Origin of the sequence: Micromonospora sp. KC723, assembly GCF_004348595.1 — a bacterium.
In the GTDB taxonomy this organism is placed as follows: Bacteria; Actinomycetota; Actinomycetes; order Mycobacteriales; family Micromonosporaceae; genus Micromonospora.
Genome location: NZ_SMKD01000054.1, coordinates 1 through 16785, shown reverse-complemented (window position 1 = coordinate 16785; position 16785 = coordinate 1). Strand labels below are relative to the sequence as shown.

General features: G+C 75.1%; 15 protein-coding genes and 1 rRNA gene. 2 read left to right on the top strand and 14 right to left on the bottom strand.

Going from position 1 to position 16785, the window contains the following annotated elements:
* Positions 1 to 76: 76 nt before the first annotated feature.
* From E1165_RS14410 to E1165_RS14360, 11 genes are all read right to left on the bottom strand, one after another.
* Positions 77 to 2464 carry an MFS transporter gene (locus tag E1165_RS14410; protein ID WP_132391678.1) on the bottom strand — a complete coding sequence of 796 codons (2388 nt, stop codon included), beginning with the start codon at positions 2462 to 2464 and terminating at the stop codon, positions 77 to 79.
* Positions 2464 to 3630, bottom strand: a complete 1167-nt coding sequence (locus E1165_RS14405; protein WP_132391676.1) for a glycosyltransferase family 4 protein — start codon at positions 3628 to 3630, stop codon at positions 2464 to 2466. The genes E1165_RS14410 and E1165_RS14405 overlap by 1 nt, the downstream gene beginning before the upstream one ends.
* Positions 3627 to 5303 carry a murein biosynthesis integral membrane protein MurJ gene (murJ, locus tag E1165_RS14400; protein ID WP_132391674.1) on the bottom strand — a complete coding sequence of 559 codons (1677 nt, stop codon included), beginning with the start codon at positions 5301 to 5303 and terminating at the stop codon, positions 3627 to 3629. The genes E1165_RS14405 and murJ overlap by 4 nt, the downstream gene beginning before the upstream one ends.
* A 1-nt stretch (position 5304) precedes the next feature.
* Positions 5305 to 6171, bottom strand: a complete 867-nt coding sequence (locus tag E1165_RS14395) for a hypothetical protein (protein WP_132391672.1) — start codon at positions 6169 to 6171, stop codon at positions 5305 to 5307.
* A gap of 58 nt (positions 6172 to 6229) precedes the next feature.
* Positions 6230 to 7168, bottom strand: a complete 939-nt coding sequence (locus E1165_RS14390; protein WP_132391670.1) for a copper transporter — start codon at positions 7166 to 7168, stop codon at positions 6230 to 6232.
* 27 nt (positions 7169 to 7195) lie between these two features.
* A complete protein-coding gene (steA, locus tag E1165_RS14385; protein WP_132391668.1) occupies positions 7196 to 8374 on the bottom strand; it encodes a putative cytokinetic ring protein SteA in 1179 nt (392 codons plus the stop codon).
* Positions 8375 to 8492: 118 nt separating this feature from the next.
* A complete protein-coding gene (recN, locus tag E1165_RS14380) occupies positions 8493 to 10250 on the bottom strand; it encodes a DNA repair protein RecN (protein ID WP_132391666.1) in 1758 nt (585 codons plus the stop codon).
* Between the two features lie 105 nt (positions 10251 to 10355).
* On the bottom strand, positions 10356 to 11240 hold the full coding sequence (locus E1165_RS14375) for an NAD kinase (RefSeq protein ID WP_132391664.1): 885 nt from the start codon (positions 11238 to 11240) through the stop codon (positions 10356 to 10358).
* A 93-nt stretch (positions 11241 to 11333) separates the two neighbouring features.
* A complete protein-coding gene (locus E1165_RS14370; protein WP_132391662.1) occupies positions 11334 to 12185 on the bottom strand; it encodes a TlyA family RNA methyltransferase in 852 nt (283 codons plus the stop codon).
* A gap of 19 nt (positions 12186 to 12204) precedes the next feature.
* Positions 12205 to 12453 (bottom strand): hypothetical protein, encoded by a 249-nt coding sequence (locus E1165_RS14365; RefSeq protein ID WP_132391660.1) that lies wholly within the window; start codon positions 12451 to 12453, stop codon positions 12205 to 12207.
* A 28-nt stretch (positions 12454 to 12481) separates the two neighbouring features.
* The gene (locus E1165_RS14360; protein ID WP_132391658.1) at positions 12482 to 13036 is read right to left on the bottom strand and encodes a phasin family protein; all 555 of its coding nucleotides are present in this window, start codon (positions 13034 to 13036) and stop codon (positions 12482 to 12484) included.
* Between the two features lie 110 nt (positions 13037 to 13146).
* Between E1165_RS14360 and E1165_RS14355 the strand changes: the two genes are divergently transcribed.
* Complete coding sequence (locus E1165_RS14355) at positions 13147 to 13482, top strand: SCP2 sterol-binding domain-containing protein (RefSeq protein ID WP_132391656.1); 336 nt, start codon at positions 13147 to 13149, stop codon at positions 13480 to 13482.
* 56 nt (positions 13483 to 13538) lie between these two features.
* Here the strand turns inward: E1165_RS14355 and E1165_RS14350 are convergent, their stop codons facing one another.
* Both E1165_RS14350 and E1165_RS14345 read right to left on the bottom strand, forming a co-directional pair.
* Positions 13539 to 14558, bottom strand: coding sequence for an HAD-IIA family hydrolase (locus tag E1165_RS14350; protein WP_132391654.1), 1020 nt, complete (start codon positions 14556 to 14558; stop codon positions 13539 to 13541).
* Positions 14555 to 15508 carry a Replicase polyprotein 1ab gene (locus tag E1165_RS14345; RefSeq protein ID WP_243704766.1) on the bottom strand — a complete coding sequence of 318 codons (954 nt, stop codon included), beginning with the start codon at positions 15506 to 15508 and terminating at the stop codon, positions 14555 to 14557. Before E1165_RS14345 ends, E1165_RS14350 begins: the two co-directional genes overlap by 4 nt.
* Between E1165_RS14345 and E1165_RS28975 the strand changes: the two genes are divergently transcribed.
* Positions 15464 to 16576 carry a hypothetical protein gene (locus E1165_RS28975; RefSeq protein WP_165945220.1) on the top strand — a complete coding sequence of 371 codons (1113 nt, stop codon included), beginning with the start codon at positions 15464 to 15466 and terminating at the stop codon, positions 16574 to 16576. The two genes, E1165_RS14345 and E1165_RS28975, sit on opposite strands and share 45 nt — an antisense overlap.
* 90 nt (positions 16577 to 16666) lie before the next feature.
* Here E1165_RS28975 and rrf read toward each other — a convergent pair.
* Positions 16667 to 16783 (bottom strand): 5S ribosomal RNA (gene rrf, locus E1165_RS14340).
* Positions 16784 to 16785: the final 2 nt, after the last annotated feature.

Sequence of the window (16785 nt, the reverse complement as noted above, 5' to 3'; positions counted from 1 at the left end):
CACGGGATTCCACGGTAACACCTCCTCGGGCCGGGCCCGGCGGTGCACCCGGCCCCGTACGCCCCGCAACCGCGGGTCAACCCGCCGCGACCTCGGTCGAGGACCGCTCCGCCGGGTCGGGTGCCCGGGCCGGCGGCACGGCCGCTTCCCCGGACCGGGTCTCGCCCTCCCCCGCCGTCCGGCCGCCGTCGCGCTCGCCGCCGGTGCCGTCCCGTCTCGCGACGGCGTCGTCGCCCGACGTCTCGCCGGCGTCGTCGCCGGGCCCGGCCTGCGCCGGGGCGGGCGGCCGGTCGGACACCGCACCACCGCCGGGCAGCCCACCACCGTCCGACCCGTCCGGCCCGTCGTCGCGCTGCCGGCTCTCGCCCGGCAGGGTGCGGTCGGTGGAGTGGTCGAGCACCCGCAGCGAGGCCAGCGCCGCCATCGGCACCACCAGCGCGCCGGCCGCGCCGGCCACGTCCAGGGCCGCGCCGCCGAGCACCCCGCCGATCACCGACGCGACCGCGGTGCCGGCCATCGCCGCCCGGACCGCCGGGTAGATGCCGAACAGCCGCATCAGCCCGCCCCACGGCTGGAGCAGGGCGAACCAGACCAGCAGGGCGCCCAGCACGGCCACCGCGGTCAGCGGGCTGTTCACCAGTGTCTCGAAGTTCGCGGTGCTGGACCGGTGCAGGGTCAGCCCGCCGGTGCCGTCGCCCAGGGCGGTGAGGAACCGACCGAGGCTGCCCCGTTCCTCTGCCGGTCGGCGAACGTCCAGCACGGCGTACCCGATGGTCAGCGCGAGACCGGCCATGGCCGCCCAGACCAACCGGCTCACGGTCAACCAGCCGCCGGTGCTGATCGCCGCCGCCACCGCCACCCCGGCGGTCAGGGCCACCGCGCCGATCGGGTCGGCACCCAGGTAGGGGCTGCCGACCACCATCAACGCGCCGCCGCCGACGGCGACCATCACCATGGGCCGCCACTCGCGGTGGACCCGCTGGGCGAGCCAACCGGCGCTGAGCAGCGCGGCGGCCAGGAACACGCCGAGGCCCACGGTGCCCAGACCGGAGAACCGGCCACCTTCCAACGCCGAGTAGCCGACGACGCTGTTGAGCTGCAACCGGGCCCCGCTGAGCACGTCCGCGCCGACGATCAGGGTGGCCAGCCCGGCGACCGCGCCGAGCGGCCCGAGGGTCCGCTCGTGACCGGGGGCGAAGCGCACCAGCGCGGTGGCCACGGCGATCAGGGCCGCGGTCACCAGCGCGAACCACCAGCCGGCGTGGTCGCCGCGCCACCAGGGAACCGCGTCGGCGAGCAGAGCCGCCGGGACGGCCAGGGCGACCGCGACCAGCAGCAGTTCGACGGTGGCCACCACCCGCCGGGAGACCGGCGGCGGGCCGTGCGGCCCGGCGTGCCGGCGGGCCCGGCGCAGCAGCGGCAGCACGGCGACGAAGAGCGCCACCTCGGCCACGGCGAGCAGGGTGAAGAACCAACCGGCCACGGTCCGCTGGGCGCCGGCCTCCCGGTCGGCGTCGGCGGTGGCGGTGATCGCGGCGGCCAGGTCAGCCGGCCGGCCGTCGACCCGGACCGCCGGCCGGCCGAGGAACAGCCGTTCGGGCATCGGCCGGCCGAGCGCGGACAGCGCGGTCGGCGCCAGGTCGATCAGTTGCAGGTAGCCCTCCCGGGCGGTGCTGGCCGAGGTGAGCCAGCCCTTCTCCCAGCCCGGCCCGTCGGCGACCGCGACGTGCAGGCGCGCCGGCGCGGAGGTGTCCGAGACCCCGGCGACGACGACCAGGGAGCGGGACGGGCGGGCGGCCAGGACGGTGGCCAGGGCGGCGTCGGCCCGCCGCGCCTCGGCTGCCCGGGTGGCCGGATCGTCGCCGGTGACAACGCCGAGGTCGACGATGCTGAGCACGCAGGAACCGAGCAGGTCGGCCGGGTCTGCGGGCAGTTCCTCGGCGTACCGGTCGACCCGGCCGAAGGGCCGGGCGGCGGCGACGGCAGCGCCCGGACCGATCGCTACCGAACAGCGCACCGACTCCGACAGCGACCCGGGCACCGCCCCCCAGGGCAGCCGGTCCTGGTTGTGGGCGACCACGCCCTCCTGCTGCGGCAGGTTCGCCCCTATCCGGTCCGGCTGCTCGACGGTGACGTCGGCGGGCGGGCAGACCCCCGACGGGCGGCTGCCGTTCCAGGCGGCGTAGCTGCCCGCGCCGAGGGTGAGCCAGCCGTCGAGCGGGCAGGTCGGGCGGCGGGCGGAACGGGTGGACAGCGACCCGATGGAGCCCTCCTGGGCCATCCGCCACAGCGTCGGGGTGGTCTGCGGGTCGACGTCCTCCCAGCGCAGGCCGGCGACACCGACAAGCACCACGAAGTCGGCGGTGCGCCGGGGAGCGGCGGTGTCCGGGCGGGCCACCAGCGCGGTCACGCCGAGCACCACCACCAGCAGGGTGAGCAGGATCGGGGTGAGTCTGCGCAGCATCACCGGCGTCCCGTCGACGGGGTGTCCGCGTCGGGGGTGGCCGGCCCCGCGTGCTCGGGGGCCACCTCCGCGTAGAGGGCGACCAGGGCGGCGACGGTGTCCTCCTCGTCCGGCCAGGTGGCGGCCCGTTCGGTGCCGCGCCGGGCCAGGTCGGCGCGGAGGCTGGCGTCGTCGAGCAGGCAACCCACCGCCGCGTCCACCGCGTCGACGTCGCCGGGCGGTACCAGCAGCGCGGCGTCGCCGACCAGTTCCGGCAGCCCGCCCACGGCGGTCGCCACCAGCGGTACGCCGGCCCGCAACGCCTCCTGCGCGAAGAGCTGCCGGGCCTCCCAGTCACTGGTCACCACCGCCACGTCGGCGCCGGCAAGCAGGTCGCCCACGTCGGTGCGGTGGCCGAGCAGCGTCACCGGCGCCCGGGCGGCGGAGATCCGGGCGGCCAGTTGCAGGTAGGCCGGTCCGCTGCCGGCGACCACGACGACCGGGGGTGGGATCCGGCCCCGCCACCGGGCTGCCGCGTCGATCAGCACGTCGTACCGTTTCTGCGGGTGCAGCCGACCGACGGAGATGATCAGCGGCTGGTCGGCGGCGACGCCGAACTCGGCCCGGACGGCGGCGCGGCGACGGCGCGGCGCGGGCAGCGGTGGCGCGGCGACCGGAGCGAACCGGGCGTCGGCGGCGCCGAGCACGGCGGCCCGCTCCACCAGGTCGGTGGAGGCGCCCAGCGCCACCCGGACGGACCGGGCGACGACCCGCTCGGCGAGCCGGGACAACTTCCCCCGCAGCCCTCCGGCGAGCACCGCGTTGTGCCAGGTGACGACCACCGGTGCGGCGGGTCGGGCGAGCGTGGCGACCAGCCCGGCGCGCAGCCCGTGGGCGTGCACCACCTGGACGGTCTCGGCGGCCAGGGCCCGGCGCAGGGCGGCGACGGCCCGGGCGTCCGCGGGGGTGGGGCTCGCCGGGATCTCCACCGGCGTGAAACGGGCCCCGACGCCGGTGAAGTCGAACTGGTCCTGGGTGGCGGCGGGCCCGCAAACCAGCACGCGGGCCCCGGCGGCGGTGAGGCCGCGGGCCACCGAACGCACGTGCTGCCCCACCCCGCCGGTGCTCGAGGCGAGCAGCAGGACCACCGTGCCCGACCAGCGGGCTGGCGAGGTCGCGTCGGTCATGGGGACACCGTCTCCTTCCCGTCGCCCCGTTCCGGAGAGCTGCCGTCCGGCGGACCGGGTGGGGTGTGCCGGTGCCGGACGCCGAGCCGGCGCAGCACCCCGGCGGTCAGCGGCTGCACGTCGGGCCGGTCGGTCAGCCAGGCCACGGCGAGGAACACCGTTCCCACCACGACCCCGGACAGCATGCCCTGCGCGAGCGCCTGCGATGTCGTCGGGGTGCCGTCGCCGGCGAGCCACCGGGCGGCGCACCATCCGGCAGGGGCGGCGAGCGCGGCGCCGGCCAGCCCGGCGGCGGCGGCCCGGCCCGCCCCGGCCAGCGCGGACCGGCCGGCGGCCCGCGCGACCGCGGCCAGCAGCAACCCGCCGAGGAGCAGCATGCCGAGGGAGTTGGCCAGGGTGACGGCCAGCACCCGGTCCGCCCGCGGCAGCAGCGCGGCCAGCGGCACCGACGCCAGCGGCACGGCGAGCCAACCGACGGTGATGGCGACGGTGGCGACCCGGGTGGCGCCGCGGGCGTAGAGCGCGCGCGAGAGCACCGCGAAGAGCCCGTAGCCGACCAGCCCGGGGGCGAACCCGATGATGCCGGCCGCGGTCTCCGCCGCGCCCAGCGGGAAGAACGACCCGACCGCCTCGGCGGTGCCGACCAGCGCCGCCGTGCCCAGGAAGCTGAGCAGGAGCACACTGCGCACCGCCGGGGCCAGGGTTCGCCGGTAGCCCGCCTCGTCGCCGCCCGTGGCGGACGTGGCCAGGGCCGGGTACGCGGCGACGGCGAGCGGCACCGCGAGCACCGCCCAGGGCAACAGGTACATGGTCTGCGCCAGGTTGTAGACCTGCGGGGAACCGGTGGGTCCGCCGGAGACCCGGTTGAGGATGACGACGAGCGCGAGCTGCTGGGCGGTGACGGTGACGACGCCTGCCGCCGCCAGTCCGCCGACCTTCGCCCGGGCCTCGGCCGGGAACCGGTACCCGGGACGGGGCCGCAGCCCCAGCCGGCGCAACGGGATCAGCAGTGACAGCGACAGCGCCACCACACCGAGGGTGGTACCGCCGGAGAGGATCAGTTCGCCGCCGCGACTCACCTCGGCGATGCTGGCGGCCCGCCCCTCGGCCGCGCCGAAGACCAGGTACACCACGACGACGGTGAGGCTGGACAGCAGCGGCGCGATCACCGGCCAGGCGAAGCGCCGGTGCGCCTGGAGCACGCCGGTCAGCACGATGCCGACGCCGTAGAGCGGCAGTTGGGGGGCGAACACCCGCAGCATCCGGGCGCCGGCGGCGAGTTCGGCCGGTGAGCGGGCCTCGCTGATCAGCCCGACGATCGGGTCCGCGAACAGCGCGACCAGCGCCGCGAGTGGCACCAGCAGGGTCAGCGTCCAGGTCAGCAGCGCCCCGGTGATGGTGGTCACCGCCCGCCGGTCATCCGCCTCGACCGGGCCGGCCAGCAACGGTACGACCAGGCTGGCCAGCGCCCCGCCGGCCACGATCTCGAAGATGATGTTGGGGACGGTGTTCGCGACGACGTACATGCCGCCGAGGTCGCTGCGTTCGACGACCCAGCTGAACACGGCGGTGCGGCCGAAGCCGGCGAGACGGGCCACCACGGTGAGGACGGCGATGAGGGCGGCCGCTCCGGCCACGCGGCCGGCGCCGGCGAGGGGTGCCGGTTTGGTCACGTCAGTCGGATCGCCGACCCAGCTCGTCCAGCTCGCGCAGGCCGGGGGTGCGCTGGATGACGGCCGTGAAGCTGACCTTCTCGCTGGCGGCGGTGAGCCCGGCGAGCACGGCGAGGATGCCGGCCCGGCCGACCGGCCCGGTACGGGCGGCCAGGGCCACGCCGAGCACCGCGCCGAGGGCGTTGGCGCCGCTGTCGCCGATCATCACCTGCTCGTCGAGGTCCGCGCCGAGCAGCCCGGACGCCGCGCCGACGGCCCCGGCGGCGATGCCGCCGTGCGGGCCACCGGCCAGCGGGGCGCCGAGCAGCAGACCGGACTTGAGCGCCCGTCCGGGGCGCAGGTCGAGCAGGTTGAGCAGGTTCGCCGTGCCCGCCACCACGCCGGCGCCGAGCAGCACGTCCACCGTCCGGCCGAGAACGCCCTGCCGCTGCCGGCGCCGGTGCCCGGCGACCCGGGGGTCGGCGGCGAGCAGCGCCGCCGCGCCGAGCCCGGCGGCCCCCACGCCCACCACCTTCACCGTGCCGGCGGTGACCCGCCCCTCCCGCAGCGCGGCGAGGTGGCCGGTGAACCCCTTGGCGGCCTTCTGCTCCGGGCGGGCGCCGACCACGTCGTCGTAGAGGCCGACCGCGCCCGACCCCAGCCCAGCGACCAGGGCGGCGGCACCGGCGGGGCCGCTGGACGCGCCGAGCGCCCCGGCGCCGGCCGCGCCGACGGCGAGGGCCGGGCCGGCGGCCAGGGTGACGGTACGGCCACGGAAGTTCGTCCGTTCCAGCGCCGGCCCGGCCGGCGCGGTACGGATCTCCCGCAGCGCGTACCGGGCGGCGGCGGCGCCGGCGGCGGCGACCAGCAGTCGGCCGATCATGCTCACGCGGCACCTCCGGTCGGCGCGTGCGGTGGGTTTCCGGTCACCGGGGTACGTCGTTCGCTCACTGGGGCAGTCTAGGCAGGAGATCCGCGGCGTTGTCGCCGACGCCGTACTGACCGGCCTTCTTCTCGGTGAGCTGCTGCAGCAGGGCGAGGACGGTGACCAGCTGTCCCTGCGCGGTGTTGGCGTTGTCGACGGTGGAGATGGTCTGGGTCAGCACCGGGTCGCCGCGGACGATGGCCACCAGGTTGCCGCCGGTGGAGCCGTTGCCGGCGACGACGATCGCGCCGGTGCGGTCGAACTGCTCGGCGATCTTCACCACCGACTCGTCCTTCTTGGCGGAGTCCTTGTCGACGTAGGGCTGCCCGCTGACCACCACGACGGCCTCGGCAGGCCCGGTGATCTGCTTCTCGGCGGTCAGGTAGCCGCCGTTGGAGTACGCGGCCAGCACCGCCCTCCGGTCGACCTCGGTGACCGCCGCAGTGCCCTGGGGCCGGTCGAGCAGCACGGTGGCCAGCAGGGCGCTGGAGGTCTCCACGCCGTTGCCGTTGCCGGGCAGCGCGGACGCGGGCGCGGTGGGGCGGGCGGCGGTGACCGCCAGCTCCATCAGGTTGGTGTTGTTGTCCGGGTTGATGAACTTGTCCTGGATGTCGACCCGGCCGGTGACGTCGGCGCCGGCGGTTTCCAGCAGCTTCAACACGCCCTCGGCGTGGTCCCGCCCGGTCGGCGCGCAGAGCAGCAGCACCCGCTTGCCGGCGAGCTTGCCCGGCAGGAACACCTCTGCCATCTGGGCGGCGAACTCCTCCTCGAGCTCCAGCTCCCGCTGCATGCTGTTGACCGACTGGCGCATCAGCTGGTTGTCCTTGCTCAGCCCGTTGACCCGCTCCTTGAGGGAGTCGGCCACCGGGCCGTTGAGGGCGGCCGTGCCGACCACCAGGCCGATGGCCAACGCCAGGAAGACCGCGGTCAGGGACACCACGTGGTACCGGAAGTTGATCACGCTTGCAGCCTCTTGATCGGTCGGGAGCTAGAAGAGCTGGCCGAGCTGGAACACAAAATTGTCCCACCACTCGGAGACCACGCCCAAATACGCCTTTCCGACGGTGGAGACCGCCACCGCGGAGGCCATCGCGGCGACCGCCGAGAGAACCAGCAGCAGCAGGGACGAGCCGGAGATGCTCTGCCGGTAGAGCCGGCTGACGCCCTTGGCGTCGACCAGCTTGCCGCCGACCTTGAGCCGGGTGAGGAAGGTGGAGGCCATGCCGCCGCGCCCCTTGTCCAGGAACTCCACCAGCGTGGCGTGCGTGCCGACGGCGACCAGCAGCGAGGCGCCTTTCTCGTCGGCCAGCAGCATCGCCAGGTCTTCGCTGGTGGCGGCGGCCGGGAAGGTGATCGCCGGCACACCGAGCCCGGTGACCCGGGCCAGGCCGGGGGCCCGCCCGTCCGGGTACGCGTGCACGATCACCTCGGCGCCGCAGCGCAGCACGTCGTCGGTGACGGAGTCCATGTCCCCGATGATGATGTCAGGGGTGTAGCCGGCCTCGACCAACGCGTCCGCCCCGCCGTCCACGCCGACCAGCACCGGCTTGAACTCCCGGATGTACGGCCGCAGCACGTCCAGGTCGGCCTTGTAGTCGTAACCCCGGACCACGATCAGGCAGTGCCGGCCATGGATCTGGGTCTGGATGTCCGGTACGCCCACTCCGTCCAGCAGCAGGTCGCGCTCCTGCCGGAGGTAGTCCATGGTGTTGGCGGCGAACGCCTCCAACTGGACCGACAGTCCCTCCCGGGCGTCGGCCATCGCCTTGGCCACGGTCTCGGCGTCCTGGAGCTCGCCGTGTGCCACCGGCTCGTCGCCGACGTACACGGTGTTGCCCTCGATCCGGACCGTGTCGCCCTCCCGGACCCGTTCGAAGATCCCCTCACCCAGGTCGTCCAGGAGCGGGATACCGGCGCCCACCAGCACCTCGGGCCCGAGGTTCGGGTAGCGGCCGGAGACCGACGGCTTGGCGTTGAGGACGGCGGCGACGCCGACGGCGACCAGGGAGTCGGCGGCCACCCGGTCGAGGTCGACGTGGTCGATCACCGCGATGTCGCCGGGGCGTAGCCGGCCGACCAGCCGCTTCGTACGGCGGTCCAGGCGCGCGGTGCCGAGGATCGAGCCCGGTTCCGCGTGCCGGGTCCGGCGCAACGTGGGTAGACGCATCGTGACCATCCTGGCATGTGAGGCAGGGTTTTCTGTCGCGACATGCCTGAGCAGGGCCGCCTACCCAGGGAAGCACACCAGAGCGCAGGCCGGTGTGCCTCCGCTCACAATAGTCCGGTCAGGGACGCCTTTCCCTGGCCGCCACGGCCAGGAGTTCCTCGGCATGGGCGATACCCAGATCGGAGTCGGGCAAACCAGCGAGCATCCGGGCCAGCTCACGGGCCCGCTCGGTGTCCTCCACCACCCGCACCCCGCTGGTGGTCACCGCGCCGCCGGTGTCCTTCGCCACCACCAGGTGCCGGTCGGCGAACGCGGCGACCTGCGGCAGGTGGGTGACGACGAGCACCTGGTGGCTGCGGGCCAGCCGGGACAGCCGGCGGCCGATCTCCACCGCCGCCTGGCCGCCGACCCCGGCGTCCACCTCGTCGAAGACCAGCGTGGGCGGCCCGCCGGAACCGGCGAAGACCACCTCGATGGCGAGCATCACCCGGGACAGCTCGCCACCGGAGGCGCCCCGCTGCAACGGCAACGAGGGCGCGCCGGGGTGCGCCAACAGCCGCAGCTCCACCTCGTCGACGCCGTCGGACCCGACGCCGACCTCGGCTCCGTTGACCGTCAGGGTGGGCTCCGACCTGCCCGCCGACCGGGGCACCACGCCCACCTCGATGCGGGCGTGCGGCATGGCCAGCCCGGCCAGCTCCACACTGACCTGGTCGGCGAACCGGGTCGCCGCCTCCTGCCGCGACGCCGAGACCCGGCCGGCCAGGTCGGTCACCTCACCGGCGAGCCGGGTCGCCTCCCGATCCAGCTCGTCGAGCAGCTCGTCGGAGGTGTCCAGGTCGGACAGTCGGGCGCGGGCCCGTTCCGCCCAGGCCACCACCCCGTCGACGTCGTCGGCGTACTTGCGGGTCAACGCGCGCAGGGCGGCCCGCCGTTCGTAGACGGCCTGCAACCGGGCCGGGTCGGCGTCCAGCGCCGCGAGGTACGCCGACAACTCGGCGGAGACGTCGGCGACCAGGGTGGCCGCCTCCTCCAACCGGCCCGCCAGCTCGCCGAGGACCGGGTCGGTGCCGGCCTGCGCTTCCAGGGTGCGCCGGGCCGTGCCCAGCAGCGCCGTCGCGTCCGGTGTGTCGTCGGCGGCCTCCACCCCGCCGGCGACGCACTGGTGGGCCAGCTGGGCGGCCGTGCGCAACCCCTCGGCGTGCTCCAACCGCTGCGCCTCGGCCTTCAGCTCGTCGTCCTCGCCCGGCTGTGGATCGACCCGGGTGATCTCGTCGAGACCCAACCGCAGCAGGTCGGCCTCCTGGTGTCGGGCGCGGGCGTTGCGCCGCCGGTCGGCCAGGTCGTCGACCACGTTCCGCCACCGCGTGTACACCTCGCGCAGCGCGTCGAGCAACTTCTCGTGCTCGGGGCCGGCGAACCGGTCCAGCGCGGCCCGCTGCTCGGCCGGCCGCAGCAGGCGCAGCTGGTCGGACTGGCCGTGCACGGCCACCACCTGCTCGCCGACCTCACCGAGCATGGCCACCGGCATGCTCCGCCCACCCAGGTGGGCCCGGGACCGACCCTCCACCGTGACCGTACGGCTCATCAGCAGCGAACCGTCCTCGTCGGGCTCCCCGCCCGCCTCGACGATCCGGGCGTGCACCGCGTCGGCGACCCTGCCGTGCAGGCGCAACCGCCCCTCGACCACCGCGCGCCCGGGTTCGGCCCGGACCCGCCCGGCGTCGGCCCGGCCACCGAAGAGGAGACCGAGACCGGTCACCACCATCGTCTTGCCGGCACCGGTCTCGCCGGTGATGACGTTCATCCCGCCGGTCAACGGCAGCGTGGTGTCCTCGATGACGCCCAGTCCGGTGATGCGCAGCTCTTCCAGCACAGCACCCGACAGTAGACGCGGGCCCCGACAGTTGCCAGCCGGCGCGGCCCGGCTGTGGACAACCGGCCGGACGCCGGCCTCGGACTCACCGAGCCGGTCGGCCCGTCACCGCCGGCTGCCGCGCCACCCCTGCACCGGCAGGCCGAACTTGGCGACCAGCCGGTCGGTGAACGGCCGGTCCCGCAGCCGGACGATGCGCACCGGCAGCACACCACGCCGCACGGTCACCCGGGCTCCCGGCGGCAGGTCGAACACCCGCCGGCCGTCACAACACAGCACCGCGAGGGTGGTGAACGGATCCACGGTGATGGCGAACGTCGAGTCCGGCGCGGTCACCAGGGGGCGGCTGAACAGCGCGTGCGCGCTGATCGGCACCAGCAGCAGCGCCTCCACCTCCGGCCACACCACCGGGCCGCCGCCGGAGAAGGCGTACGCGGTGGAGCCGGTGGGAGTCGCGCAGACCACCCCGTCACAGCCGTACCGGGACAGCGGCCGGCCGTCCACGTCGACGAGCAGCTCCAGCATCTGGGCCCGCTCGCCCTTCTCGACGCTGATCTCGTTCAGCGCCCAGGACTCGATGGTCGGCCCGCCGTCGAACTCGGCGGTCACGTCGAGGGTGAGCCGTTCGTCCACCGTGTAGTTACGGCCCACGACGTCGCGTACGGCGACATCCAGGTCGTCGATCTCGGCCTCGGCGAGGAACCCGACCTTGCCGAGGTTGATGCCGAGCAGCGGAACCTTCGCCGGGCGGGCCAGCTCGGCGGCGCGCAGGAAGGTGCCGTCGCCGCCGAGGGCGAAGACGATCTCGGCGCCCTCGGCGGCCTCCGGCCCGGCCATCGGCACGACGCCGGGCAGGTCGAGGTCGTCGGCCTCCTCGGCCACCACCCGCACCTCGAAGCCGGCGGCGATGAGGTCGGCGGCGACGGCCCGGGCGTGCTCGGTGCTGCGCCGGCGACCGGTGTGGGTCACCAGCAGGGCGGTGCGGCTCACCGGTCCGCCCGCCCGTGGGGGGCGGGACTCACACAGTCGCTGACACTCACCGGACCAGCCTCTCGTATCCGCTCACCGGGCTGCGCTCGTCGCTCACCCTGACACCTCCGGAGAACCCGCGGCGCCGGACGGGGTCGCCCCCTCGGGCCCGGCGGCCACCACCGCGCGTACCCGCTCGGGATCGGCCGCCGGCGCGCCCCGGCGTAACCATACGAAGAACTCGACGTTGCCGCTCGGCCCGGGCAGCGGACTCGCGGCCACGTCGGCCAGGCCCAGTCCGAGCTGCGCCGCCGCCGCCGCGACGTCGAGCACCGCCTCGGCGCGCAGCGCCGGATCACGGACCACACCGCCGGAGCCGACCCGTTCCTTGCCGACCTCGAACTGTGGTTTGACCATCAGGGCCAGGTCCCCGTCGGCGCGGGTGCAGCCGGCCAGGGCCGGCAGCACCAGACGCAGCGAGATGAAGGACAGGTCGGCCACCGTCAGGTCGACCTCGCCGCCGATGGTCTCCGGGACCAGCGTACGGACGTTGGTCCGCTCGAAGACCCGCACGCGGCCGTCGTTGCGCAGCGGCCAGGCAAGCTGGCCGTAGCCGACGTCCACCGCCACCACCTCGGCGGCGCCGGCGCGCAGCAGCACGTCGGTGAAGCCTCCGGTGGAGGCGCCGGCGTCGAGGCAGCGCCGCCCGGCGGCGCTCAGCCCGCCCGGGGCGAACGCGGCGAGCGCGCCGGCGAGCTTGTGGCCGCCCCGCGAGACGTACTCGACGGTGGGGTCCTCCCCGGTGACCAGCAGTGGGTCGGCGGGGTCGACCATCGCGGCGGGCTTACGCGCCGTCACCCCGCGCAGGTGGACCCGGCCGGACTCCACCAGCGCGGCGGCCTGCTCCCGGGAGCGGGCCAGGCCGCGACGGACAAGTTCGGCGTCGAGGCGGGTACGACGTGCCATGGGGTGGTTCTCCGGTCGGTCAGGCCTGGTCGATGGTGGCGAGGGTCTCCCGCAGTGTCTGGTACGCCGCCTCGTACTGGGCGATCTGGTCGGCCGGGGGCAGCCCCTCCGCGTTGATCATCGCCTGCACGGCGGCGTCCACGGCCGGGTGGTGCGCCCCACCATCCTCGTCCGGCGGGGTGAGGCCCGTCGGCGGGCCAGGACGCAACCCGGGCAACGGACCGGGTCGACCACCGGGCGGCGGACCCGGCCTGAACGAGCCGCTCACGACCGCCTGCCGCGCGCGTACCCGCCGGTCACTCCGCGCCGCCCGTGGTCCGCTTGCGCGGCGCGGCCTTCTTCGCCGGCCTGGCCGGTTCACCCGGCGTGGTGGAGACCACGGCGGGCGGCTTCTTGGCCACGGCCTTCTTGGCCACGGCCTTCTTCGCCACGGCCTGGGTGGGCGCGGGGACCGGCGAGGAACCCGGCGTACCGGTGTCACTGCCCGCGTCCGCCGGCGCACCGGCCCCGGCCAGGTCGGCGGGGGATGTCGGGGCCGTTCCCGGACCCGCCTTGGCCTCGCGGAGCTGGCGTTCCAACTCGCGCACCCGGCGGGTCAGCTCGGCCACCTCGTCGGCCGTGGCGAGCCCCACCGCGCCGAGCGCCCGGTCCACCTCGAAGCGGACCAGCTTGGTCAGCGACTCCCGGTTCGCCGCGCCGGTCGAGACGAGTTCCTCGGCGAGCGCCTGGAGCTGCGCCGCCGTGGCGCCACTCGTCCCGACGAGTCGCCGCACGGCGTCCTGGGCCTTCTTCCGGGGCGCCTCCGTCAGGCCCATGGCCAACTCGAGGTAGGCGCGCCACGCGTCCTGCATGCCTGAGTCCTTCCGCGTGCGGGGTGTGCGGGTCTCACGCTACCGGGCGCCCCGGACGCCCCCTTGCGGTACGGTGCCGGGAAGCGGCGTGGCGTGACGAGGGAGACGATGTGGCCAGCGTGGACGAGTGCCGGCAGGCGTTGCGGGATCTGGCGGCCCGGCTCGACCGGCACGCCGAGGTGCGGGGCAGGATCGACCTGGACCGCACCCTCGCCTGCCGGGTCACCGACCTGGACACGGCGTTCCACGGCCGCCTCGTCGGCGGTCGGCTGGTCGACCTGGGCGACGGCGACGACCCGAAGGCCAAGATCGCCCTGGTGGCCACCAGTGACGATCTGCTCGCCCTGGTGGCCGGGCAGCTCGACGTCACCAAGGCGGTCGCCACCCGCCGGGTTTCCATCAAGGCCAACCCGTTCGACCTGATGAAGCTCCGCAAGCTGCTCTGACCGACAGACCGCGCGGGACGACGCCGACCCCGCCGGGTGACCGGTTTCGGCGACGCTCAGGCCGGCAGGCCGAGTGCCTCGAGGGCCCGCTGCGCCTGCGGTGTCCCCGCCCGCACGTCCGCTGTCGGGTCGGCGGACCAGGCAGCCGCGCAGAGCACCGCGAGGGCGTCCAGCGGGCTTCCCTCGCCGCGCAGTTCCAGCCCACCACCGGTCACGGTCGTGGACCAGCCGCCGGCCTCCGGCTTGCCCGGCACCGCGACGACGGCCACCGGGTCGAAGAGGCCGGCGAGGTCCTTCGCCACGTACGTGGGCCGCCGCCTCGGCGGTGCGGCCAGCAGTTCGGGTACGTCGCTGACGCCGGTCAGCACCAGCAGGCTGTCCAGGCCGGCGCGACGTGCTCCCTCGATGTCGGTGTCCAGCCGGTCGCCGACCACCAGCGTCCGCCCCTGCCCCGCCCGGCGGGCGGCGGTGGCGAACAGGGCGGGCTCCGGCTTGCCGACGACCACGTCCGGCGCCCGGTCCAGCGCGTGGCGCAGCGCCGCCACCAGCGAACCGTTGCCGGGCAGCGGCCCTCGAGCGCTGGGCAGGGTGCGGTCGGTGTTGGTGGCGATCCAGGTCGCCCCGCCCCGGACGGCGACCGCCGCCTCGGCCAGGTCGACCCAGCCCACCTGCGGGCCGTACCCCTGGACGACCGCGACCGGCGACTCGTCGGCGCGGGTCACGGGGGTGAGCCCGACGGCGCGGACCTCGGCGCGCAGCGCCTCCGCCCCGACGACGAGCACTGGGGCGCCGGCGGGGAACCGGTCCCGGAGCAGTTCGGCGGCGGCCGCCGCGGAGGTCAGCACCTCCTGCGGCGAGGCCGGCACACCCATGCCGGTGAGCAGGTCGGCGACCTCGCTGGAGCGCCGGGAGGCGTTGTTGGTCGCGTACGCGACCGAACGGCCCTCGGCGTGCAGCCGCGCGACCGCCTCGACCGCGCCGGGGATCGGCCGGTCGATCAGGTAGATGACCCCGTCCAGGTCGAAGACGACCAGCGAGTACCCGTCGACCAGCCGGTCCCCGGCGACGCCGTTCATCGCTGGCCCGGCTCCGACTCGTCGTGGCCCGCCGGCTGGTCGGCCGGGGCGTCGGCCCGGAACTCGACCTGGGGTGCGCCGCCGGACACCCGGTCGGCGGCCGGCGCGGCCCGCTCGCCGGTCACCGTGCTGGCCTGTGCGGCGGGCAGCTCGCCGTCGCTCGGCCCCTCACCGTCGAGGTCGTCGTCCTCGTCCTCGCGGTCGGGGTCGCCCTCCTCGTCGTTGCCGGCGAGGTCGCCGGCTGCGGCGGTCAGGTCCGCGTCCGGTCGGGCCGGCACGGCACCCGGGGTCCCCGGACCCGCCGCGACCTCCTCGGCTGACTCCTCGTCCTCTTCGTCGCCCTCGATGAGCACGCCGTCGAGTTCGAGCAGCCGCTCCGCGGCGTCGGTCTCGCCGTCGGTGTCCACGTCCGCGGCGCGGGAGAACCATTCCCGGGCCTCCTCGCGGCGGCCAACCGCCAGCAGCGCGTCCGCGAACGCGTAGCGGAGTCGGGCGGTCCACGGCTCGGCCGGGTCGGCGGTCAGTTCGGGAACCTGGAGCATCGCGACCGCCGCGTCCTTCTGCCCGAGGTCGCCCCGGGCACCGGCCGCCACGATCAGCAGCTCGATCGCCACCGCCTGGTCGAGCTTCGCCCGGTCGGCGCCCCGAAACAGGTCGATGGCCCGCTCGGGGCGTCCCAGCGCCCGCTCGCAGTCCGCCAGCACCGCCAGGTGGCTCTGCAGCCCGGTCATGCGGTGGTACGTACGCAGCTCGGCGATCGCGGTCTGCCACTCCCCGGCGTGGTACGCCGCCAGTCCGACCGCCTCCCGCACGGCCGAGATCCGCGAGGCCAACCGGCGGGCCGCCAGCGCGTGCGCCAGCGCCTCGGCCGGGTCCTCGTCGATCAGCTGGCCCGTCGCGACCAAGTGCCGCGCGACGGTCTCCGCAACCGGCTTGTTCAGCGAGAGCAGTTCGGCGCGGACGGCCGTGTCGAGGTCGCTCGCGGAGATCTCGTCCGGCAGCGTCGGCTCGGCCGTACGCCCGACCTCGGCCTCGTCCCGGCGATCCCGGTCCGCGCCGAAGCCCTCACGGCGTTCCGCGGACCCACTCCGGTCGTCGCGGCCTGGCCGATCACCGTACCCGCCGCGTTCGCCACCACGGTCCGGTCGGTCACCACGGAAACCGCCCTCACGGCGCTCGCCCCCACGGAAACCACCCTCGCGTGGGGCCTGACCGTCCCGACGGAAACCACCCTCACGGCGCTCTCCGCCACGGAAGCCACCCTCGCCCTCGCGACGGAAAGCACGCTCACGGTCGCCGCCCTCGCGGCGGTCGCCGCCACGGAAGCCACCCTCGCGGGAACCCTCGCCGCCACGGAAACCACCTTCACGACGTTCGCCGCCACGGAAACCCTCACGGGGCGCGTCACCGTCACGACGGAAACCACCCTCACGCGGACCCGACCGGAAACCACCCTCACGACGGTCACCGCCACGGAAGCCACCCTCGCGGGAACCCTCACCGCCACGGAAACCACCCTCGCGGCGTTCGCCGCCACGGAAACCCTCACGGGGCGCGTCACCGTCACGACGGAAACCACCCTCACGCGGACCCGACCGGAAACCGCCCTCACGACGGTCACCACCACGGAAACCGCCCTCGCGGGAACCCTCACCGCCACGGAAACCACCTTCACGGCGTTCGCCGCCACGGAAACCCTCACGGGGCGCGTCACCCTCGCGGCGGTCACCACTACGGAAACCCTCACGGGGCGCATCACCGTCACGACGGAAACCGCCGGGTCGCCGCTCACCATCACGCGGACCCGACCGGAAACCACCTTCCCGCCGGTCACCGCCACGGAAGCCGCCGCCGTCGCCGCCCCGATCGCTGCCGTGGCCGCCGCGCGGGCCGCCCCGGTCGTCACGGTCTCCCCGGTACGGCGGACGATCGTCCCGCCGCGGGCCGGCGCTGCGCCCCTGGGGACGATCCGAACGGTCCTCGTCGCGACGTGGACGGTCTCCGCCCTGCGGTGCTGAACTCACAGGTACATCCTTCCTCATTGCGCCACCTATGGCGCTACACAGTTGAGGGCCGACCCTGATGGGGCGGCCCTCGACTGAAAGATTGTCCGGCGGTGTCCTACTCTCCCACACCCTCCCGAGTGCAGTACCATCGGCGCTGGAGGGCTTAGCTTCCGGGTTCGGAATGTGACCGGGCGTTTCCCCTCCGCCATGACCGCCGTAAC

Coding starts and splice junctions, on each gene's coding strand:
- E1165_RS14410 (WP_132391678.1), bottom strand. CDS start 2,464: ATGCTGCGCAGACTCACCCCGATCCTGCTCACCCTGCTGGTGGTGGTG.
- E1165_RS14405 (WP_132391676.1), bottom strand. CDS start 3,630: ATGACCGACGCGACCTCGCCAGCCCGCTGGTCGGGCACGGTGGTCCTG.
- steA (WP_132391668.1), bottom strand. CDS start 8,374: ATGCGTCTACCCACGTTGCGCCGGACCCGGCACGCGGAACCGGGCTCG.
- E1165_RS14370 (WP_132391662.1), bottom strand. CDS start 12,185: ATGGCACGTCGTACCCGCCTCGACGCCGAACTTGTCCGTCGCGGCCTG.
- E1165_RS14360 (WP_132391658.1), bottom strand. CDS start 13,036: ATGCAGGACGCGTGGCGCGCCTACCTCGAGTTGGCCATGGGCCTGACG.
- E1165_RS14350 (WP_132391654.1), bottom strand. CDS start 14,558: ATGAACGGCGTCGCCGGGGACCGGCTGGTCGACGGGTACTCGCTGGTC.